At 60.5% G+C, this 21132-nt stretch carries 17 protein-coding genes and 1 tRNA gene; 15 read left to right on the top strand and 3 right to left on the bottom strand.

All coding sequences use genetic code 11. The features are described 5' to 3' along the window. The first annotated feature begins 1 nt into the window (after position 1). From holA to FMF02_RS08605, 15 genes are all read left to right on the top strand, one after another. Positions 2-1072: a DNA polymerase III subunit delta gene (holA, locus tag FMF02_RS08675; RefSeq protein ID WP_141412861.1), complete on the top strand. Its 1071-nt coding sequence runs from the start codon at positions 2-4 to the stop codon at positions 1070-1072. A 12-nt stretch (positions 1073-1084) separates the two neighbouring features. Further along, positions 1085-1849 (top strand): aminotransferase class IV, encoded by a 765-nt coding sequence (locus FMF02_RS08670; RefSeq protein WP_141412860.1) that lies wholly within the window; start codon positions 1085-1087, stop codon positions 1847-1849. A gap of 121 nt (positions 1850-1970) precedes the next feature. Next, a complete protein-coding gene (locus FMF02_RS08665) occupies positions 1971-2591 on the top strand; it encodes a DUF6549 family protein (protein ID WP_141412859.1) in 621 nt (206 codons plus the stop codon). A gap of 311 nt (positions 2592-2902) precedes the next feature. Then, positions 2903-3370 (top strand): pantetheine-phosphate adenylyltransferase, encoded by a 468-nt coding sequence (gene coaD / locus FMF02_RS08660; RefSeq protein WP_019130162.1) that lies wholly within the window; start codon positions 2903-2905, stop codon positions 3368-3370. A 29-nt stretch (positions 3371-3399) separates the two neighbouring features. Then, positions 3400-4437, top strand: a complete 1038-nt coding sequence (gene lpxD, locus FMF02_RS08655) for a UDP-3-O-(3-hydroxymyristoyl)glucosamine N-acyltransferase (protein ID WP_141412858.1) — start codon at positions 3400-3402, stop codon at positions 4435-4437. Between the two features lie 2 nt (positions 4438-4439). Beyond that, positions 4440-5495, top strand: coding sequence for a TlpA disulfide reductase family protein (locus FMF02_RS08650; RefSeq protein WP_141412857.1), 1056 nt, complete (start codon positions 4440-4442; stop codon positions 5493-5495). Positions 5496-5556: 61 nt separating this feature from the next. Next, positions 5557-6612, top strand: coding sequence for a TlpA disulfide reductase family protein (locus FMF02_RS08645; protein ID WP_141412856.1), 1056 nt, complete (start codon positions 5557-5559; stop codon positions 6610-6612). A 25-nt stretch (positions 6613-6637) separates the two neighbouring features. Further along, positions 6638-7147 (top strand): TlpA family protein disulfide reductase, encoded by a 510-nt coding sequence (locus FMF02_RS08640; RefSeq protein ID WP_141412855.1) that lies wholly within the window; start codon positions 6638-6640, stop codon positions 7145-7147. Positions 7148-7193: 46 nt separating this feature from the next. Beyond that, complete coding sequence (gene ruvC / locus FMF02_RS08635) at positions 7194-7787, top strand: crossover junction endodeoxyribonuclease RuvC (RefSeq protein ID WP_026074845.1); 594 nt, start codon at positions 7194-7196, stop codon at positions 7785-7787. A gap of 404 nt (positions 7788-8191) precedes the next feature. After that, the gene (locus tag FMF02_RS08630) at positions 8192-11515 is read left to right on the top strand and encodes a SusC/RagA family TonB-linked outer membrane protein (RefSeq protein ID WP_019130169.1); all 3324 of its coding nucleotides are present in this window, start codon (positions 8192-8194) and stop codon (positions 11513-11515) included. A 26-nt stretch (positions 11516-11541) separates the two neighbouring features. After that, the gene (locus FMF02_RS08625; protein ID WP_141412854.1) at positions 11542-13227 is read left to right on the top strand and encodes a RagB/SusD family nutrient uptake outer membrane protein; all 1686 of its coding nucleotides are present in this window, start codon (positions 11542-11544) and stop codon (positions 13225-13227) included. Positions 13228-13252: 25 nt separating this feature from the next. Continuing rightward, entirely contained in the window at positions 13253-14185 is a 933-nt protein-coding gene (locus FMF02_RS08620) for a substrate import-associated zinc metallohydrolase lipoprotein (protein WP_026074846.1), read from the top strand. Between the two features lie 42 nt (positions 14186-14227). After that, positions 14228-15574, top strand: coding sequence for a DUF4302 domain-containing protein (locus FMF02_RS08615; protein ID WP_019130172.1), 1347 nt, complete (start codon positions 14228-14230; stop codon positions 15572-15574). 302 nt (positions 15575-15876) lie between these two features. Next, positions 15877-15950, top strand: a tRNA-Arg gene (locus FMF02_RS08610). A 368-nt stretch (positions 15951-16318) separates the two neighbouring features. Continuing rightward, positions 16319-16909, top strand: coding sequence for an RNA polymerase sigma-70 factor (locus FMF02_RS08605; RefSeq protein WP_141412853.1), 591 nt, complete (start codon positions 16319-16321; stop codon positions 16907-16909). A 154-nt stretch (positions 16910-17063) separates the two neighbouring features. Here FMF02_RS08605 and FMF02_RS08600 read toward each other — a convergent pair whose 3' ends face one another. The 3 genes from FMF02_RS08600 to FMF02_RS08590 all read right to left on the bottom strand — a co-directional run bounded on the left by FMF02_RS08600 (position 17064) and on the right by FMF02_RS08590 (position 21127). Next, positions 17064-17894, bottom strand: a complete 831-nt coding sequence (locus FMF02_RS08600) for a S1/P1 nuclease (protein WP_141412852.1) — start codon at positions 17892-17894, stop codon at positions 17064-17066. An 83-nt stretch (positions 17895-17977) separates the two neighbouring features. Then, positions 17978-18877: a glycerophosphodiester phosphodiesterase gene (locus FMF02_RS08595; protein ID WP_244611554.1), complete on the bottom strand. Its 900-nt coding sequence runs from the start codon at positions 18875-18877 to the stop codon at positions 17978-17980. Positions 18878-18985: 108 nt separating this feature from the next. Next, positions 18986-21127: an FISUMP domain-containing protein gene (locus FMF02_RS08590; RefSeq protein WP_081584244.1), complete on the bottom strand. Its 2142-nt coding sequence runs from the start codon at positions 21125-21127 to the stop codon at positions 18986-18988. Between the last annotated feature and the right edge of the window lie 5 nt (positions 21128-21132).

Genomic DNA, 21132 nt, shown 5'->3' with positions numbered 1-21132 from the left:
TATGGCTAAGAGTGCAGTCCGTTTCCGGGATTCAGTGGCGCAGTTCGAGCGCCTGTCGGCCGATATCGCCGCCCGCCGTTTCGCTCCGGTCTACCTGCTCATGGGCGACGAGTCCTATTTCATCGACGCGCTGTGCGACCGTCTGGCGTCGACGATCCTCGGCGAAGCCGAACGGTCGTTCAACCAGATCGTCCTCTACGGGCGCGACACGGAGCCGGGGCAGGTCATCAACTTCTGCCGCCAGATGCCGATGATGGGCAGCTACGAAGTAGTGATCTTGAAGGAGGCGCAGCAGATGCGGCAGATCGAGAAGCTCTCGCTCTACACGCAGAAGCCGCAGGCGTCGACGATCCTCGTCGTCTGCCACAAGGAGAAGAGCGTCGACAAGCGTTCGGCCTTCTACAAGCAGGCGGCCGCCTGCGGCGCGGTCTTCGAGTCGGTGCGGCCGCGCGACTACGAGATCGGGCCGTGGCTGTCGGGATTCATCGCCTCGAAAGGGTGCCGTATCGACGAGAAGGCGCTGTCGATGCTGACCGACCACTTGGGATGCGACGTGTCGAAGATCGCCAACGAACTCGAAAAACTGCTCGTCTCGCTGCCCGAAGGGACGCAGCGCATCACCGACCGCGACATCGAGCGGAACATCGGCATCTCGCGCGAATACAACAATTTCGAGCTGTGCAAGGCCGTACTCGGCCGCGACATGGCGCGCGCGCTGCGCATCGCCGACCACTTCGGCCGCAACCCCAAGGAGAATCCGCTGCTGGTGACCGTTCTGGCGCTGTTCGGGCAGTTCCGGCAACTGTTCGTACTCAACTACCTCTACTGGCTCGCGCGGCGGCGGGGGACGGGCGCGCCGTCGGACGCCGAGCTGATGCGGGCGTTGAAGGTGGGCAACGTCTTTGCGATCAACGAACTGCGGCAGGCCATGCCCCGCTGGCCCAACAACAAGGTCTTCGGAGTGCTGGGGCTGCTGCGCGAATACGACGGCAAGAGCAAGGGACTCGACGCAGGCGGCGCGTCGGACGGCGAGCTGCTGCGCGAACTGCTGCTCAAAATGCTGACGATCTGATATTTCTGCGCAATGACCGACTTCTGCTCCATCGACGGCCGTTTGACACCCCTGGGCGAAGGGCTGCCCGGCGGGGTCTATCTCTACCAACGGCTGCGCACGGTCGATTACCGGCCGTTGCACACGGCGGCGCATCTGTCGCGGCTGCGCGACGGTGCGGGGTCTCTGTTCGGCCGTCCCGCGGAGTTGCCGGCCGGCCGCATCGCCGACGAAATCGGCGCACTGCTGCGTGCCAACGGCTATCCGGCGGGCGGCGCGACCGTCACGCTGCGGCTCTATGCCGACGGGACGTACGCCTTGACGGCCGACGGCGTGTCGCTCTATCGCACCTATGCCCTGCGAAGCCTGCGTCCTGCGGCGGCGGTCGTTCCCTGCGACGGCTACCGTCCCGAATGGCCCACGTCGGCACGCCGCGAAACGGCACGGTGGGCGCAGCAGGAGGCCGAGCGGTCCGGTGCGCGCTGTGCGCTTCTTTGCGACCGCGACGGCATCGTCCGCCGGGCCGGCGACGCGCCGCTGTTCGCCGTGCGCGACGACGTGATCTACGCCGCGCCCCTCGACGACGTGGAGTGGACGTTGGTGGCCGAAGCGGCGCGGCGGGCAGGCATCCGGTGGGTGGAACGACCCGTCGGCGCAGCGCAGCTTCGGCTGTTCGACGAACTCTTCTCCTTCGACTGCGAGGGGGTCAGCTCGATCGCCTCCTACGAAGGCACACCCTATCTGTCGCTCACGGCCGAACGCATCGCCGCGGCACTGGCGGCGCTTCCCGAACGGTAGGGAGCGCTTCCGCGCAGCGGCGGGCCGGTTCGCGGGCAGGGCGGGACGACCGGCGTTTCCCGAAAAATAGAAACACGACGGCCGCACGCGGCGCTATCTTGCGCGGAAAACCGTCGTACTCATGAAAAAATTCCTTCTTCTCTATGCACTGGCCGTCACGCTGTCGCTGGCGGGCGTCCTGCGTCGTTATCGCACCGAAACACATCGTCTCGAACAGAATCAACGCGCCCTTCTGTCGCAGGTCGAACGCTATCGCACGCGGGCGGGCGAAGCGGCCGCATCGGCCGAAGTCCTGCAACTGCGCTGCCGCGAATTCGAACGCCTGCGTGCCGGCGACGCCGAGCGCATCCGGCAGTTGGGCATCCGTTTGCGGCGGGTCGAAGCCGCGGCGACGCTGGCTACGGCGACCGAAATCGACGTGCAGGTGCCGTTGCATGACACGATCGTGCGGCGCGACTTCGCTGCCGTCTGCGACAGCGGGCGGCTGGCCGCGGCCGTGCGTTTCGATACCGTCCGCTCGTTCCGCTGGCGCGATCCGTGGGTGACGGTCGAGGGCCGTATCCGGGGCGATTCGGCGGACTGCCGCGTCGAGAGCGTCGACACGCTGCGGCAGGTCGTCCATCGCGTGCCGCGCCGGTTTCTCTTCATCCGTTTCGGCACGAAGGCCGTGCGGCAGGAGATCGTCTCGTCGAATCCGCACACGCGGATCGTCTACGCCGAGTACGTGCGTTTCGCGAAGTAGGCCGGCGAAGCGGGGGCAATGTCAAATTTATTCGGACATTGCCCCCGCTTATTCGTATCTTTGACTTCGTCTCAGATATTCCCGCTCGGCATAATCGAGCTGACGCTTGCTTCTGCGCTCGACTTTTCGTATCTTTGGCTGCGCCGAAGATACTTCGCCCCGGCAAAATCGCAAATAAATTTGCTTTTGCCCCCGGCTTATTCGTATCTTTGGCTGACGCCGAAGATACTCCCGCTCGGCATAATCAAGCTGACGCTTGCTTCTGCCCTCACTTATTCGTATCTTTGTCGACAATAAACCCACAGCGAGGGATGAAAACAGCCATTTTCCCGGGATCGTTCGATCCCTTCACGCGCGGCCACGAAGCGATCGTCGAGAAGGCGCTGCACCTCTTCGACAAAGTCATCATCGGCATCGGCAGCAACGTGGCGAAACAGGGCCTGCTGAGCGTCGAGAACCGCAAGCGGCTCATCGACGACTACTATGCCGGCGACGCGCGCGTCGAAGCGATGATCTACGGCGGCATGACGGGCGACTTCGCCCAGCAGGTCGGTGCGGCGGCCGTCATCCGGGGCGTGCGCAACACCACCGATTTCGAATACGAGCGGACGATGGCCGCCACCAACCGCCGGCTCTACCCCGCCGTGGTCACGGTCATGCTCTTCACGCCGCCCGACGTGGCCGACATCTCCTCGTCGACGGTGCGCGAAGTGCTCGCGTTCGGCCGTTCGGTGGCGGAGTTCCTGCCCCGCGGCATCGAATTGGAGAACTACCTCTGAATGCTAACCAAATCAAACGAAATAACGCTATGATGGAATTTACAGCCGAAATGATCGCCGGTTTTCTGGGCGGCGACATCGTCGGAGACAAAACGGTCAAGGTACACACCGTCTCCTCGATCGAGGAGGGCAAGGCCGGCTCGATGGCCTATCTGGTCAATCCGAAATACGAACCGTTCCTCTATACCACCGAAGCATCGATCGTACTGGTCGACCGCTCCTTCACGCCGCAGCGGGAGGTGAAGCCCACGCTCGTCAAGGTCGACGACGCCGGGGCGGCCGTGCTGCGGCTGCTGGAGATGTACAACGCCGCGCGTCCGCAGAAAAAGGGCGTCTCGGAACGGGCTTCGATCTCACCCGAAGCCTCGTTGGGCGAAGGATGCTACGTGGGTGACTTCGCCGTGATCGAGGCGGGCGCGCGCATCGGCGACGGCTGCCGGATCTACCCGCAGGTCTACGTCGGCGACAGCGTGGAGATCGGCGAGGGGACGACGCTCTACCCCGGCGTGAAGATCTACGAAGGGTGCCGCATCGGCAGCCGGTGCATCCTCCACGCGGGCGCCGTGATCGGTGCCGACGGTTTCGGGTTCGCCCCCAACGCCGAGGGCGGCTTCGACAAAATCCCGCAGCTGGGCAACGTCATTATCGAGGACGACGTCGAGATCGGGGCCAATACCTGCATCGACCGCGCGAAAACCGATTCGACGATTATCCGCCGTGGCGTGAAACTTGATAACCTGATCCAGGTGGGACACAACGTGCAGATCGGCGAGCATACCGTCTCGTCGGCGCAGATGGGCATCGCGGGTTCGTCGAAGATCGGCCGCAACTGCTTCCTCGCGGGGCAGGTCGGCATCGCGGACCACGTCACCATCGGCGACCGCGTGAAGATCGGCTCGCAGAGCGGCGTCGACAAGAACGTGCCCGACGGCGAAGTCCGCATGGGCACGCCGGCGCTGCCGGGCATCAAGTTCCACCGCGCGAACGCCGTCTTCCGCAACCTCCCCGAGTTGCAGCAGCGGCTCTCCGCGCTGGAAAAGGCGGTCAACCAACTGATAGAAAAATAAGTATGAAAAGAACACTCGCATTCGCGGCTTCCCTGCTCCTGCTGGGCGCCTGCTCCTCCGACGGATATACGATCCGCGGCAAGATCGCCGGACTCGACAATCCCTACGTCTACCTGCTGCGCTACACGGGCGAGGTGGAGGTCATCGACTCGGCCAAGGTCACCAAGGGCGACTTCGTCTTCAAAGGCAAGGCCGAACAGCCCGAGGTGGTCTACCTGAGCACCGACAAGCAACAGCCCTTCGTCCATTTCTTCCTGGAAAACGGCCGCATCAGCGTCGACGGCGCACTCTCCGCACCGGCCGACATCGCCGTACTGGGCACGCCGTCGAACGACATCCAGCGGGCGTTCGACGAAAAGATCGCCGCCCTGGAAGAGGAGTTCGCCAAGACCGGCAACGACGTGCAGCGCGACAGCCTGCGCAAGGAGTACTCCAAGCTGATGTCCGACGCCGTGGAGATGAACCGCGACAATATCTACGGCGTGACCACGTTCCTGAACAACGCCTACGCCTTCCTTTCGCCCGAGGAGGTGATGGAGCAGATCGCGCTCTTCCCCGCCGAGTGGCAGCAGCGCCGCGAACTGACCGAGTTGCGCGAGGCCACCGAACGCAAGCTCCGCGTGAGCGCCGGCCATCCCTACATCGACATCGCGGCCAAGAATGCCGACGGAGGCGAGGTATCGCTCAAATCGGTCGTCGAGAACCGCAGGAACAAGTATGTTCTGCTCGACTTCTGGGCTTCGTGGTGCGGCCCCTGCATGGCCGAGATCCCCTTTCTGAAAGCCGACTACGAGAAATACGGCAAGAAGGGATTCGAAATCTACGCCGTATCGTTCGATTCGCAGCGCGACCGCTGGATCGACGCCGTCAGGCAGCAGGGGATGAAGTGGATCCAGGTGAGCGACCTCAGCGGGTTCCAGACGCCCGCGGCCGAGGCGTACGCCGTGCAGAGCATCCCCTCCAACTTCCTGATCCGCTGCTCCGACGGCCAGATCGTCGCCACGCAGCTGCGCGGCGAAGCGCTCGGCGAAAAACTCGGCGAGCTGCTCGGCGACTGACCGCAACGCAACGACGGCCGGCCGTGCGCCGGCCCTTTCACCCGAACTTATACATTTTACCATGAAACGCATTTACACATTCGCAGCGGCCCTGCTCTTCCTGGGTGCCTGCACGTCGGACGGTTACACGATTCGCGGCAACGTCGAGGGCCTGGAATCGCCCTACGTCTATCTGATTACCTTCAATGGCACGCACAACGTGGCCGACTCGGCCAAAGTCGAAGCGGGCGCCTTCACCTTCACGGGCAAGACCGAACTGCCCGAAGTGGCCTACCTGAGCCGGGACAAGGAGCAGCCCTTCGTGCGGTTTTTCCTCGAAAACGCCCGCATCTCGATCGACGGCAACCTCTACAATCCCAACGAGGTCTACCCGACCGGAACCGCGGCCAACGAGGCGATGAACACCTTCAACGAACTGACGTTCAACACCAGCGAAGCCTACGGCGTCACCGAATTGGAGGCTGACAAGAAACAACTGGTCGACCGCTACAAGCAGCAGATGCGCGAAACGATCGACCGCAACCGCGACAACATCTGCGGCATGATCATACTGGCCGAAACGGGGTCGATGTTCTTCACGCCGCAGGAGGTGCTGGCCGAGATCGACCGCTTCCCCGCCGAGTGGCAGCAGCGCACCGAACTGACCGACCTGCGCAAGGTCATGGAGCAACGGCTCCGCACGACGGTGGGACAGCCCTATGTCGACATCTCCGCCCCGAACGCCGACGACGAAGCGGTATCGCTCAAATCCGTGATCGAAAATCCCGCCAACAAATACGTCCTCGTCGACTTCTGGGCCTCGTGGTGCGGCCCCTGCCTCAGGGAGATTCCCTATTTGCAGGCCGACTATGAAAAATACCGCAAAAAGGGATTCGAAATCTACGCCGTGTCGCTCGACGACGAACGCGACGCCTGGGTGAAAACCATCGCCGACAAGCAGATGAAGTGGATCCAGGTCTGCGATTTCAAGGCTTTCGATTCGCCGGCTTCGCTCGACTACGCCGTGGAGAGCATCCCGTCGAATTTCCTGATCCGCTGCTCCGACGGCCAGATCGTCGCCGCACAGCTGCGCGGCAAGGCCCTCGGCGAGAAGCTCGAAGAGCTGTTGGGGAAATAACCGGCGACGGCAGGCCGGAGGCGATGTGCTTCCGGCCTGCTGCGACCGGTTCCGCCGCTACCTGCGGCCCCAGATCGAACAATATCTGCGCACCGACGTGGGACAACCCTACCGCGACATCGCGGCGCCGACACCCGCAGGCGACACGCTGTCGCTGCGGCAGGCGGTGGAGGACCCGGCCAACAAGTGCGTGCTCGTCGATTTCTGGGCTTCGTGGTGCGGCCCCTGCATAAGCGGCATGAACCGCATCAAACAACTCTACGAAACCTACCGCGCCGCGGGGTTGGAGGTCATCGGCGTATCGCTCGACAGCCGACGCGAAGCGTGGCTCCGCGCCATCGAGAAGGAAGGCCTGCCGTGGAGCAACATCAGCAATCTCGACGGCTGGCAGACCGGCTTCGACAGCTACGGCATCCAGAGCCTCCCCTCCTTCGTGCTGATCCGCTGCTCCGACGGGCAGATCGTCGCCCGAAAGCCATGGGGCCGAGCCTCGCACATTCCCGTCGGCGAGATCGAAAAACTGCTCGGACAATAACATACCTGCCGAAATGCCTGCACCGAACAAAGAGTCCTACCGCATCATGGGAATCGACCCCGGAACCAACTACATGGGTTACGGCGTCGTGGAGGTCACGGGGCGCGAACTGCGCTCGGTGGTCATGGGAGCCATCGATCTCCACAAACTGACGGATCCCTACGCCAAACTGCGCCGCATCTTCGACCGCGTGGGGGCGCTCGTCGACGAGTACGCCCCCCGTGAGGTGGCACTCGAATCGCCGTTCTTCGGCGAGAACGTGCAGAGCATGCTCAAACTGGGACGGGCGCAGGGCGTGGCGATGGCCGCCGCGCTCTGCCGCGACGTCCCCGTCTTCGAATACGCGCCGAGCCGCATCAAGCAGTGCATCACGGGCGGAGGGGCGGCAGCCAAAGAGCAGGTGGCGGCACTGGTCACCCGCATACTGGGGATCGACTACACCCCCAAGAAGCTCGACGAGACCGACGGCATGGCCGTGGCGCTGTGCCATTACTTCATGTCGTGCAGCCCGCTCAACGCCGCACTGGGCGACGAACGCAACAAGGGGCTGGGCGGCGGCCGCAAGGCCGCGTCGGCGCGCGGCAGCAAATCGTGGGAAAAATTCCTCAAAGAGAACCCCGACCGCGAACTCAAACGTTGATCCGGTTCCTCCGCGACGCCCTTCCCGAACCGTTTCGCGTCCACGAATCTGCCTCTCCCAACCGACACGTTTTCAGGCAGTCGTCCGGCCGCTGCACCCTCTTTCGGAGCGTTTTCCCCGCCGATCCGCCATTTTAATTACATTCCGAAATTTCCAGACGAAATTCAGTTACGAATTGCAATTTTATCGAATAAATTCCAATCACTGTGTCACCAATTTAAAAAAACTCAAAAAAAATTCCTAACATTGCGGGGGGGGGTAATGAAAAAATACCTATCTTTGTCGACTACATATACTATACATATAAGCTCCTGAAAGCGGTGAAAAGACGATGCGCACTATGCAAACCGATTCACCCGAACGAAGAAACGAAAGACGAATACAATATTAATCATTTTTTGCGCATGAGAAAATTTTTACTACTGCTCGTACTCTGTCTGGGTAGCGTCGGCGCGACGTTCGCACAGATAAAGATTTCGGGAAAGGTTGTCGATGCCGAAACCGGACAGCCCCTTATCGGCGCCACCGTCATGATCGGTACGACGACGGGCGTAGCGACGCTCGCAGACGGCACTTACGTCCTTCCGGTCCCCGCCTCAGCAGGCGAGCATCCGGTGCTGACGTTCACCTACATCGGCTATGAAAGCCTCAATGTAACGGTCGGCAAAAATCACGTTGTCAACGCAAAACTGAAACCGGAAGTCGTGATCGACCAGATCGTCGTGACGGGTTTCAAAAACGCAAAGAAAGAGAGTTTCACCGGCTCGTCGGTCAAGATTTCGGCCGACGACGTCGCCATCGCGGGCGTCACGGACGTGAGCCGTATGCTCGAAGGACAGGTGGCCGGCGTATCGGTACAGAACGTTTCGAGCACCTTCGGTAGCGCCCCCAAAGTGCGTATCCGCGGCGTCACGTCGCTCAGCGGCGAGAACAAGCCGCTGTGGGTAGTCGACGGCGTCGTGCTCGAAGATGTCGTCAACATCTCCAACGACCAGTTGTCGTCGGGCGACCCGACGACGCTGCTGGGTTCGTCGGTGGCGGGCATCAACGCCTCGGACATCGAGACCTTCGACATCCTGAAAGACGCCTCGGCAACGGCCCTCTACGGTGCCCGCGCCATGAACGGCGTGGTGGTCATCACTACTAAAAAGGGTAAGAAGGGGGCGCCGCGCATCAACTACACCGGCAACTTCACCATCCGCACGAAGCCCCGCTACTCGAACTACGACATCATGAACTCGGCCGACCAGATGGCCGTCACGTCGGAAATCGCCCGCAAGGGTATGCTCAACGAGAGCATTCTCAACTCGTCGAGCTACGGCCCCTACGGTCTGATGTGGAAGGCCATTTCGACCTACAACAAGGACACGGGCAAATTCGACCTGATGAACACGCGCAGCGCACGCGAGGCCTTCCTGCTCAAATACGCCAAGGCCAACACCGACTGGTTCGACGAGCTTTTCACGCACAACCTCCAGCAGGAGCACACGCTGAGCATCTCGACCGGTTCCGACAAGTCGCGCACCTACGCTTCGATCGGGTTCCTTCGCGACGACGGCTGGTCGGTAGCCGACGAAGTAAGCCGTTACACGCTGAATTTCCGCAACGACTACACCGTCAGCGAGAAGATCTCGGTCGGCGTACAGGCCGTCGCATCGTTCCGCGACCAGTCGGCTCCGGGTTCCTATTCGCGCAAGATCAACTCGGTGACGGGCGAATGGTCGCGTGAATTCGACATCAACCCCTTCAGCTACGCGCTGAATACGTCGCGCGCCGTGCGTCCCTACGACGACAACGGCAATTTGGAATACGTCCAGATGAACTACGCGCCGTTCAACATCTTCAACGAGCTGGAAAACAACAAGATCGAACTGAACGTTGTGGACGCCAAGCTGCAGGGCGAATTCAACTGGTCGATCCTCAAAGATCTGAAATTCAACTTCACGGGAGCGCTCCGCTACGTGAAGAGCGACCAGCTCCACAAGATCACCGAGGATTCGAACGTCGCCAACGCCTATCGAGCCGCCGGCAACTCGACCATCCGTCAGAACAACCCCTATTTGTGGCACAATACGGAGGATCTCAACGCCGAGCCGATCGTCGTACTGCCGTTGGGAGGTTTCTACAACACGAACAACTACCGCATGCTCAACTACGACATACGCTACTCGCTCAACTACAACAAGGTCTGGGACGGTGCCCACATGCACGAGCTGAACGCGCTGGCCGGTATGCAGATCAAATACACCGACCGCCGCATCACCTCCGCGACGCAGCCCGGCTACCAGTACAAGATGGGCGGCGTGGTCTACAACGATCCCAACTTCTACCGCATGATGGCCGACCGCAAGACCGACCTCTACTCGGCCGAGGAGTTGTTCGACCGCTTCGTAGCAGCCTATGCCAACGCCGACTATTCGTTCGACCGCAAATACTCGATCTCGGCGACGATCCGCGTCGACGGTTCGAATGCATTGGGCAAGAGCGCCAACAAGCGCTGGCTGCCTACATGGAACTTCGGTGCCAAGTGGAACATCCAGAACGAATCGTTCATGGAGAACGCCTCCGACTGGGTCGACGTACTGAGCCTCCGTCTGAGCTACGGTCTGACGGCCTCCATGCCGCAGCTGGCCAGCGCAGGCGTGGTCTTCCGCAACCAGCAGTCCTTCAACCCCGGCCACAGCGAGAACCAGATCTACATCGAGGCATTGGAAAACTCCGACCTGACCTGGGAGAAGAGCTACCAGTTCAACGCCGGTCTGGACGTCACGCTGTTCAACAACCGGATGAACTTCTCGTTCGACTACTTCAACCGCAAGGGCTTCGACCTGATCGCTACGGTCAAGACGTCAGGCATCGGCGGCGAGTTCTGGAAATACGCCAACTACGCCGACCTCGATTCGCACGGCTACGACATCACGCTGGGCGGTACGTTCATCCGCTCGAAGGACTGGACCTGGTCGGCCAACTTTACGCTGGGTTATACGTGGAACCGGATCAAGAACGCCAAAAACCTGACGCAGACCAACGAGCTGATCCGCAACGAAGGCGGCAATAAGGAGGGTTATCCCGTCAACAGCCTCTTCTCGATCCCCTATGCAGGTCTCGAACCCGGAACGGGTATTCCATTGTACATCAACGAAAAGGGTGAAATTACCAAGGAGATCGACAAGCAGGGAACGGATACCGACTACCTGATCTACGAAGGCCAGGTAGACCCGAAGTGGACGGGCGGCTTCAACACCACGGTCCGCTACAAGAATCTCTCGCTGAACGCCTTCTTCACCTACCAGGCCGGCAACGTGATCCGCCTCGACCCGATTTTCAGCCAGTCGTACAGCGACCTGGCCGCCCTGACGAACGAGTTCAAGAACCGTTACGTCATGTCGGGCGACAGCGATGTTCCGGCCATTCTCGACTACGTGCACAATTCGATCTCGATCACCGATGCAGGTACCTACGCCTCCTATAACTACACGGGCAAGCGCGTGGCCAAGGGCGATTTCATCCGTCTGAAAAGCATCTCGCTCAACTATGACTTCTCGTCGGACTGGATCAGCAAGAGCCGCTTCTTCAAGACCGCCAGCGTCCGCTTCACGGTCAAGGATCCGTGGCTGATCTACTCGGACAAGGCGCTCAACGGCCGCGACCCCGAATTCTACAACACGGGCGGTGTGGCCATGCCTACCACCACGCAGTTCACGCTGTCGCTGAACCTCGGCTTCTAATTCAGTAAAAAAGAGAGAAAAGAGATATGAGAAAAATAATCATCGCACTGATCGCCTCGACCGGAGTCCTTTCGGGCTGTTCCGACTTTCTGGGCACCGATCCCGACAATCGTACCTACATCGATACGCCGGAAAAAGTCTCCGCGCTGCTGGTTTCGGCCTATCCGAGTTCCACGTTCTATTCGGTAGTCGACGCCCGCTGCGACGGCTTCGTCGACTACGGTACGGCCATCGCGGGCGTAAATTCGCTCTTCACCTATCAGGAGGACGCTTTCCGCTGGCGCGAATACTCGCTTGCGGGCGAAGGCGCATGGGACGGCTACGAACCCTACTGGTCGGCAGCCTACGAGGCCGTAGCGGCCGCCAACCATGCCCTGGAAGCGATCGACGAACTGGAAAAAACGCACGGCCAGACCACGCAACTCGAACATTCGCGCGGCGAAGCGCTGCTGTGCCGCGCCTATGCGCATTTCTGCCTGCTGTCGCTGTACAGCGACTTCTTCGATCTGGACAACATGGCCAGCAATCCGGGCATCCCCTACGCCACCGATCCCGAGAAGACGACCTATGCCGAATACTCGCGCGAAACCGTCGCCGTAACGCTTTCGAAAGTGCTCCAGGATCTCGAAGACGGCATGAAAATCGTCGGCAGCGCGAGCGACTACAACGAGCCGAAGTTCCACTTCACGCCCCAGTCGGCCCTGGCCTTCGCAACCCGCGTGGCGCTCTTCACGCGCGACTATCAGAACGTAGTATACTACGTCAACCAGTTCTTCCCCACGCCGAGCCTCTTCGACAAACCCGGCACTTCGAACACGATCACCAAGACGCCTGTCCGGTTCCCCTCGGAGAGCGATCCCTGCCGCATCTTCTGCCGCAGCTATCTCACCGACTGGAACAAGATAAGCACCTACAACGACAACTCCGACAAGATCGGTCAGGAGTTCGCGTCGGCCGGCAGCAACGCGAACCTGCTGCTCAGCGAACCGATGACCGCCATCGGGCGAACCATCTCGGCGAACCTTTACACCCGTTACACGCTCAACGAGGAGGTCTTCACCAAATTGACCACCGAGAACGCCACCGGCGCGGACTGGGTCTATTCGAACTGCGCCTACGGGTACAGCGGCGGTGCCAAGGGCAAGGTGCTGGCGAAGTATTACGAGGAGTTCTACTATTCGGACATCGTCGAGGGAATCGGTACGGCCTACACCAAATTGCCGCTCTTCCGCAGCGACGAGATGCTGCTGGCGCGCGCCGAGGCCAATACGATGCTCGGCAAGTTCGACGAGGCGCTCGACGATCTGAACTGCTTCATCGAGCTGCGCATCCCGGCCGACGATTTCGACATCGCCACCACGTCGCTTACGCAAGCCAAGATCCTGAGCTACTACTCGGCGCAGTTGAACGGTGCGAACACCTTCATCAACAGCGACTTCAACAAGGGCCGTTTCCTCGACGGCGAGCAGGGGCGTCTGCAAAAGGCACTGATCCTGACGATCCTCGACTTCCGCCGCATCGAGTTCCTCTACGAGGGACAGCGTTACTACGATATCCTGCGTTGGAACATCCCCGTCACGCACCGCGACAACTCCGGTCAGACGAGCACGCTGACGCCCGACGACGACCGTCGCATCCTGCAAATCCCGCAGACCGCGATTCTCGCCGGCGTCGAAGCCAACCCGATGAACAACATTCCGCAACCGTGGTAAACAATACAATCCAATCGTGAAAGATATGAAAAGATACAACAACATATTCCTTGCAGCCTTGTTCGGAGCGACGTTGCTTCTGGGCGGTTGCCGCGAAGAAGAGAAGATAGCCGACGATCTCTACATCCCCGGACTGGGCGGGGAGGAGTACGCCGAGAACGAACTGGACAAATGGCTGTACCAGAACTACACGCTGCCCTACAACATCGACGTCGTATACCGCTGGGATGCTGCGCAGGCTTACAGCAGCCTGTCGGAGGTACAGCTGGTTCCCGTCGAGTTCGACGCCGTACAGCCGATGATGGCCGCCCTGCGCGACGTATGGTTCGAACCGTATATCCAGGCTACGGGCAACAGCCAGGACTTCCTCAAAGAGGTCGCCCCGAAGAAGATCGTGCTGGTCGGCAGCCCCGAATACCAGAACGGTTCCTACAAGTTGGGACAGGCCGAGGGAGGACGCAAGATTCTGCTCCTGAACGTCAATAATTTCGACGCTTCGGATGAGAACGAGCTCAAAGAATCGCTCCACACGATCGTCCACGAGTTCACGCACATTCTCCACCAGACCAAGCTCTTCGACAAGAAGTATCAGGAGATCTCGACGGGCCGGTACAACTCCAACTGGACGTTGCTCAAAGACCCCGAGGCCCGTCGTCTGGGATTCATCACCAGCTACGCGATGCTGAACAAGGACGAGGATTTCGCCGAGATGGTTTCGGGCATTCTGGTCTTCGGCTACGACTGGTTCAAGGATACCGTGCTGGCCGAAGCGGAGAAATCGACCGAGAATCCCAACGCGAAAGCCGATCTGGAAGCGAAGCTGGCCATCGTCGAAAGCTATTTCAAGGAGACGTGGAACATCGAGTTCTTCGATAACGAGACTTCGGGCGAAAAGGGCTTGGAGACCTATTTCCGCGAAGCCATCGAAAAGGTCGTTTCCAATCCTCCCACGAAATAGCGAACGTCCGGATTTTAACAAGTAAGAAAACGACAAGATACTATGAGAAAATATATCAGCATACTCATTCTGCTGGCTTCCGCGGCCGTTCATACGGCTTGTAACGAAAGTACGGTTACGATGGACGACAGTGTCGACGTTCGCGTGGACTCCGCCATGAAGGGCTATCAGGCACAGCTCGCCGGAGCCGAATTCGGCTGGTTCGCCGACATCGAGACCAGCAAGGGATTCTACCGTTTCTGGATGGATTTCGCCGACAACAACATGGTAACGATGTTCACCGACAACCTCGACTATCCGGAACTCAACGGCATCCCGCGCACGTCGACCTACATGTTCCACGCCTACCAGCGTCCGGTGCTCACGTTCGACACCTACAACTACCTCCACATCATCAGCGACCCCAACGATGCGATCAGCGGCGGTACGGGCAACCTGGGACTGAAAACCGATTTCGAATTCGAGATCGACGAGGTGACGGACGACGTGTTCACCATGACGGGCCGCATCAACCGCATCAAGGCCACGCTGACACGTGCCACGGAGGCCGAGATGCAGGCCGTGAAGCAGGGTCAGTTGCAGGAGGCGCTGCGCAATGCGCCCTCCTACAAGCAGAACCTCTTCTGCTACATGGACGTCAACGGACTGACCGTCGACGTGAAACTCAGCACCCGCACGGTCATGTTCCTCTACAAAGTAGGGAACGTCACGCAGATCGAAGCGGTCGAGACGCATACGGACATCGTCACGAAAGACCTCGTATTCGACACTCCCGTTACGATCAACGGCGTGGAGATCAAAGGGCTGAACTACCATGCCGACACGGACAATTTCACCACCGACAGCGACACTCCGATCCTCATACAGGCCAAGAGCAAGGCCAATATCGGCATGGAAGCCTGCTTCGGCGTCGAAAAGTACTACACGATCCTGCGCGTGGAGGACGGCATGTTCCCCAGCACGAACGAATCCGAGAACTATCTGGGCTATCTCATGCACAACATCTTCCAGATGAAGTTGCTGCTCACGTCGGGCATCGCCTCCTTCTCGCACATCAACCTCTATTTCGGGCTGGATACGGAGGGCAACTCGCAGCTGACGGTCGCTCCGGTGATCGGCGGCATCGGGCAGGAGGTGCGGTATACCTACCAGATCACCTTCAACCAGGCGGAAGACAGCTTCACCATCGACGGTTCGACGCTCTCGATGGACAGCAATGCCGAAAGTTTCAACGACGGCAGTATCTACAACCTGACCGAGTTCCTCAAAAACAAGACCTTCAAGATCGAATGGACGAACGTAGCATACGACGTCTATACGATGGGGCAGCTGCGTGCCACGAACAGCAGCCAGACGGCTGTCATCTACGGGGCGCTCACACAGGAGTAACGGGAAGTTCTTTCAACGAAAACGGCAGGACGAATGTCCTGCCGTTTTCGTTCCGCCCCGTCCCGAAGGGCCGGTCCCGCCCTACTCCCGCATGGCGGGACACCGCTCCCCACCCTGCCGGCTTCCGGATTTTCCGCCGTGCGAACCCCGCACCCGCTCCGCCGCCCATCGTCCGCAGAAGCCCGCAACAGCAGACACTCCCGACTTCCGAAACGCCATTTTCCGGGTCGGATAAATTTTATCCGCAAAAAATTTGCATAAACCGGAAAAATACCCTACATTTGCACTCGCAATAAGGGAATGGCTCCGTAGCTTAACTGAATAGAGCACTTGACTACGGATCAAGAGGTTACAGGTTTGAATCCTGTCGGAGTCACGAATTTTCAAGAGGTTACGATCGGATCGTGACCTCTTTTTTCATCGGGTACGGACGAATCGCTTCGCTCCGACGTCCTTTGCCCGCATCGGTACCGCTCCCGCCTCCTGCCTGCGGCACCGGCCCGCCGCGCCCCTCTTCCCGCCACGGAGCCTGCCACGGAGCCTGCCACGGAGCCTGCCGAATGCCGTTTCCGACCAAACCGCTGAGATCCCTGCCCCGCACCGACAAGAGTTCTTCCCCCGACAAACCGACATAAATACTACTCCGGAGAGTTGATTTTATCGGAAAAATTTGCTATTTTTGGATAATTGATACCCGAAAGCACGCCGCGCCGGACCCCTGCGACAGACAATGCCGGATCGAACATGAAGAGGCCTCTCCCCGATATCTCCGACCAAAAGCTGGTCGTCCTTCTGAAACGGGACGATTTGAAGAGCTATGAAGTCCTCTTCCACCGTTACTACGACCTCTTCCTGACCTTCACGAAAAGAGTCGTCAGGGAACATGTCGCCGCCGAAGACATCGTGCAGGAGGTCTTCATGCAACTCTGGCTCGGCCGCGACCGGCTCGACGAGCACCGCTCGCTCTACAATCTGCTCTTCACGATGACCAAGCACCGTATCTACGACCATTTCCGCCGTCGATACAACCTCGAAGCGCTCCGCCGTCCGCTGTCGGAGTTCGATGCCGTCTCAGACGAAGCCGAAAGCCCCGAAAGCGGTCTCGAAGCCGAGCAACTCCGGCAGACGATCGCACGGACGGTCGCCGCCATGCCGCCGCAGCGACGGACGATCTTCGCCCTGAGCCGACAGGAGAACCTCTCGCGGCAGGAGATCGCCCGACGGCTGGGAGTGTCGGTACGCACGGTCGACAAGCACCTCGAACTGGCGCTGCGCGAAATCAGGCTCCGTATCAAGGATTTCCAGTGGGTGCTCCTGCTGTTCCTGTTCCGTTAAAGAGCGTCAAAGAGGATGCTTCCGCGAACCGGATGCAGAACCGGATTCGCCCGGACGATGCCGCCAATTTTTCATCCCCGCGCTCCGCAGCCTCGGACTGCCGGCAAAAACGGGGCGACCACCGGTCGCCCCGCCCCCTAAAACAGACTTTTCGTCACTTCCCGAAAACGTCGTTCAGTACCGCTGCCAACCGATAACCGGCTTTTGCGATCTGGCTCTCGGCCAGCGGCTTGTACTTTTTTATGAAATCGTGGGCTATGGACTCGCCCGGCTGCACGTCGTAGATGCACTTCGACGCCGCGGCCGATTCGCGCCCCCAGTCGTAGACCGTACCCGAGGTGATCTCGGCCTGTTCCGCCTCCGTATACCGGTCGAGCAGCCACGCCAGATCGGTGAAACTCCACGGATGGGGACGCTGGACGATCTCCGAATCCCAAATGGTGTGGTAGCGCATCTCCCTGCCGAAATAGTCGACCTTGTAGTAGCCGATCGTCGTATTGCCCGGATAGCGGATATGCGCCGGACAGTGCATGTCGCCCACGCAATGGACGATCAGCTGGATGCGGGCCAGCCGCGTCGAGTCGTCCAGCTCGCGGATGCGGTTTTTCAGCATATCGGCCGACTCCTCGATGTAGTAGAGGCAATTGGCCAGATACTTGTCGGTGCCGGGCCAGCGGTTGCCGGGCACGACCTCGCCCTCGGCGTCGACCGAGAAGGTATGGGGCAGCTGGTGCATCCGGTCGCCCTTCGCGGGATCGTAGCCCAGGTCGACGAGCATCTGCGGTTTGTAGTCGTCGAGCCACGAGGCGTAGTAGACGATCGACTCGCCGTCGAGCCACTTGTCCAGATTGGCCCTGGCCTTTTTCGTAAGGTGCTCTTCGGCGATACGGGCCACCGTCGCATGGCCCAGACGCCCCCACGCAAAGAGATTTTGCGTCGCACACAGTGTTGCCGCCAACGCGAGCAGCAGAATCGGTCTCTTCATGTTTGCAGTTTTTTCGGTTCATCGGGGATCTGCCCCGTTCTCAATATATACGGTTCCGGCGGAAAAAAGTTTTCTCCGCGATGTTACTTTCTGAATGTCCCGATCAATTTTTTCGGATAATTCGTCGCAATGGCGCGCAGGCGGTCGATGTAGTTCGCATAGTAGGCCGCGTCGACGTCCTTGTCGATGGTAAAGACGCTCACTTCCACGCCTGCCGACGCATAGTCGTCGATTCCCCACTGCCCGCTGCCCGCCGTGCCGTCGAACCAGATGTTCGAGGCGTCGATGTTGATCCACGGATCGATGTAGGTCTGATACTCTGCCGGAGCGACGTAGCCCATCCAGCCAGCGCGCACGCCCGCGCTCTGCGCCGCCGAATAGCAGAGCGTCCAGACGGTCTTGTTGCTCGTAACGATGAATTCCACGAAATTGCGCGCCTTCATCCGCTCGATCACCTGACAAGCCAGCTGGCACGAACGCGCCGAGAAGCCCGTATAGCCCGCCGACGAACCGTCGACGAGGATGTTCTTCACGTCGAGCCACAATTTCGACGTTCCGGCGCGCATCACCTCTTCCAGAAAATCTTCCAGCAGCGGAAGCCGTTCGCCGTTCGACAGCGTCCCCGCGGCGCACAATTCGTCGTAGGTATGCTCCCACGGCTTGAGCCCGTTCACGAGACAGCCCTGGGTGGCGTGGGCCACGATCACGCGGTTGTCGGCCGTGGCGTAGATGTCGCACTCCACGGCATAGACTTTCAGGTCGAGGGCGTATTTCAGTCCCGCCAGCGAGTTGTCGGGATGCCCCGACTCGGTCGCACCGCCGCGATGCGCCACGACGATGCTCCCCAGCGGGTTGGTCGGGACGGCGTACTGCTCCTCCGGCGCAGGCGGCACCGCGGGCGTCATGTCGAAATCGCGCGGCTCCTCCGTACAGGCGGCCGTCACCGCAGCCGCGCAAATCAATAAAAATCGGTATAGTTTCATTGTTCTGTTTCGGTTTAAAATCGTTTTCTGTCGCTGCCCCTCCTTTTCCGAGGAGGGACGGGTCGGGAAGAGGGTGCTCCGCCCTCTCCCGACCGCTCCTTCGGCGGATCACTCCGCGTCGTAGTTCTTCACGCAGCGTACACCGTGCGCGACATTGCCGTTCTGGTAGTTGTCGCGGAAGATCCAGTTGCCGTTGTTGGTCATCGCCACCAAACGCCACCCCATGTAGCAGGTATGGCCGTTGCCTGTATAGGTCGCCGTCGTGGGCATCGGAATCCATACATGGGTCTTCAACCCCAGATCCTGCCATCCCACCGACATCGCCCGCCACCCCGTAGGCGCCAGATTGAAGCCGAACTCTTCGGAGTTGTCCGCAATATCGGCCTGAGCCGGGCTCTTCGTCGTCGAACCTTCGTTGACGGGATAGAGACTGCCCGCCTCGTCCCACAGGCACTTGCCGCCGACCGTCCACAGCGCCCGAGAAATGCGCAGATAGGGCACCACATTGATCTTGTAGGCAGCCGACGAACTGCCGTAGACCGTATTGGCGAACGACGGCTCCTTGGGCACGTATCCGCCGTTGTTCTTCGACCCGAAGTCGTAGGCGGCGTAGAGGATGTCGTACCAGTCCTGGAAATTGGCCACATGCCAGCCGTAGGGGCAGATACCCTGAATCTGGATGCGCGAAACGGGATGCTCCTCGAAGAACTCCTCCTCGCGGCCGGCGTACTCCTGCAACTTCGCGCTGGTCAGTCCTTCGAACAGGATCGTGTAGTCCGCCGCGTCGCGCACCTCGCGTCCCACGGTGTAGGGCGCGGGCCACTCGCTGTAATACTCCTCCATCAGACCGCCGCGCGGCGCGCCCGTCAGGTATTCGTAGAAGGTATAGTGGCGACCGCCGAGGGCCGTGATCGCGGCGTCGGGCTCCAGCTCGCCGCCGTTCCCGGTGTCGTCCCACGCCGGATTACGCACCGCCGTGTTGCGGTAGCTGTACGTGGGGTCGGTCTTCGAGTTGTAACCGCCCGTATCCTTGTTCGTCGCGCTGAAAACCAGCGGGCAGCCCAATTTGTAGACACCGATGCCGTCGCCGCCGTCCCAGTCGAGGTTGCGCGTCATCCACGTCTTGTAGGTTCCGCGCGGTGTGACGTAGGCTTTGGTCGGATAGTCGGCCACCCGATCGTCGGGCAGGCAGTTGGGCGTCGTAATGCGCTCCCACTGCCACGTCATGCGGTTGAAGTCGACCGTGAGCGTGCGCAGGCCGTCGGCGTCGATTTCGGGCCCTGCGGGCAGCGGCGCCTCGGCCGATGCGATCTCGGCGACCGTTCCTCCCGCCGCCAGCACGTAGCAGGGATAGGAGGCCGTGCGGCTGTCCTTGTTGATGCGCACGGGATTCGTCCCGTCGGCCGCGAAATAGGTCTCGGCCGTATAGACACCCTCCTCCTGCTTGGTCATCTGCAACGCCGCATCGATCGCCTCGTAACGGGGCACCGACGCGCCGTAGAGATAGTAGTAATCGTCCACACGCAACTGCACGACGGCGATCTCGGCCGACGCCTCGCTCGTGTCGGCCGTGCCGACATGGATGGTGAAGACCGCCGTGCGGTTGTCGCTCTTCGAGGTCCACTCCGCAGCCCGCAGCACCACGCGGCCTGCCCCTTCGTCGCTCCACGTGAGCCACTCGCCGGCATCCGGCTCGCCGTAGGTCACCGAGTAGTCGTAGACGTCGCCCATGTTGGTCGTGTAGTCGATCGTCGTCTCGCCGCCGGCAGAGGCATACTCGATGCCCGTCTCGGCCAGTTCGCAGACGATCTCGGCGTCGGCCTTCAACCCCGCCTGCGTAATGGGAAAGGTCTCGACGGTGCCGTCCTCGGCCGTCACGGTCAGCACGCCCGAACGGCGGTACTCCGTGTTGGGCGTCGCCATGATCTCCACGGCCCGCATCCGCGTCGTCGTCACGGCGCCCGTCCACGTATCGGCGAACGATTCGTCGACGACGGTCTCGCCGACCGTGGCCCACGCCACGTCGCCCTCGGCGCGCCACGTGTAGCGGCCCTTCTCGAAGGGCATCACCTGCACGACACCCACATAGGCCACCTTGCCGTCGACGGTCGTGCCGTCGGCCGTGAACCCGATTTCGGCGGGCGACAGGGCGATGCGGGTAGCCGTATCGACGCCCAATTCCCCGGCATCCTCGTAACATCCCGCAAGGAGCGCCGCCGCCGACAAGAAAGATATGATTCGTGTTTTCATCTGCT

The sequence above is a fragment of the Alistipes communis genome, assembly GCF_006542665.1.
Classification (GTDB): Bacteria; Bacteroidota; Bacteroidia; order Bacteroidales; family Rikenellaceae; genus Alistipes; species Alistipes communis.
The sequence above is the reverse complement of the archived record's forward strand: the minus strand, read 5'-3'. Positions and strand labels throughout refer to the sequence as shown.

What these genes read in the sequence shown, in the direction of transcription:
- FMF02_RS08620 (WP_026074846.1), top strand. Translation starts at nt 13,253, where the DNA reads ATGAAAAGATACAACAACATATTCCTTGCAGCCTTGTTCGGAGCGACG.
- holA (WP_141412861.1), top strand. Translation starts at nt 2, where the DNA reads ATGGCTAAGAGTGCAGTCCGTTTCCGGGATTCAGTGGCGCAGTTCGAG.
- FMF02_RS08665 (WP_141412859.1), top strand. Translation starts at nt 1,971, where the DNA reads ATGAAAAAATTCCTTCTTCTCTATGCACTGGCCGTCACGCTGTCGCTG.
- FMF02_RS08645 (WP_141412856.1), top strand. Translation starts at nt 5,557, where the DNA reads ATGAAACGCATTTACACATTCGCAGCGGCCCTGCTCTTCCTGGGTGCC.
- FMF02_RS08590 (WP_081584244.1), bottom strand. Translation starts at nt 21,127, where the DNA reads ATGAAAACACGAATCATATCTTTCTTGTCGGCGGCGGCGCTCCTTGCG.
- FMF02_RS08615 (WP_019130172.1), top strand. Translation starts at nt 14,228, where the DNA reads ATGAGAAAATATATCAGCATACTCATTCTGCTGGCTTCCGCGGCCGTT.
- FMF02_RS08595 (WP_244611554.1), bottom strand. Translation starts at nt 18,877, where the DNA reads ATGAAACTATACCGATTTTTATTGATTTGCGCGGCTGCGGTGACGGCC.
- FMF02_RS08625 (WP_141412854.1), top strand. Translation starts at nt 11,542, where the DNA reads ATGAGAAAAATAATCATCGCACTGATCGCCTCGACCGGAGTCCTTTCG.
- lpxD (WP_141412858.1), top strand. Translation starts at nt 3,400, where the DNA reads ATGATGGAATTTACAGCCGAAATGATCGCCGGTTTTCTGGGCGGCGAC.
- FMF02_RS08600 (WP_141412852.1), bottom strand. Translation starts at nt 17,894, where the DNA reads ATGAAGAGACCGATTCTGCTGCTCGCGTTGGCGGCAACACTGTGTGCG.
- FMF02_RS08650 (WP_141412857.1), top strand. Translation starts at nt 4,440, where the DNA reads ATGAAAAGAACACTCGCATTCGCGGCTTCCCTGCTCCTGCTGGGCGCC.
- FMF02_RS08630 (WP_019130169.1), top strand. Translation starts at nt 8,192, where the DNA reads ATGAGAAAATTTTTACTACTGCTCGTACTCTGTCTGGGTAGCGTCGGC.
- FMF02_RS08670 (WP_141412860.1), top strand. Translation starts at nt 1,085, where the DNA reads ATGACCGACTTCTGCTCCATCGACGGCCGTTTGACACCCCTGGGCGAA.
- coaD (WP_019130162.1), top strand. Translation starts at nt 2,903, where the DNA reads ATGAAAACAGCCATTTTCCCGGGATCGTTCGATCCCTTCACGCGCGGC.
- FMF02_RS08605 (WP_141412853.1), top strand. Translation starts at nt 16,319, where the DNA reads ATGAAGAGGCCTCTCCCCGATATCTCCGACCAAAAGCTGGTCGTCCTT.
- ruvC (WP_026074845.1), top strand. Translation starts at nt 7,194, where the DNA reads ATGGGAATCGACCCCGGAACCAACTACATGGGTTACGGCGTCGTGGAG.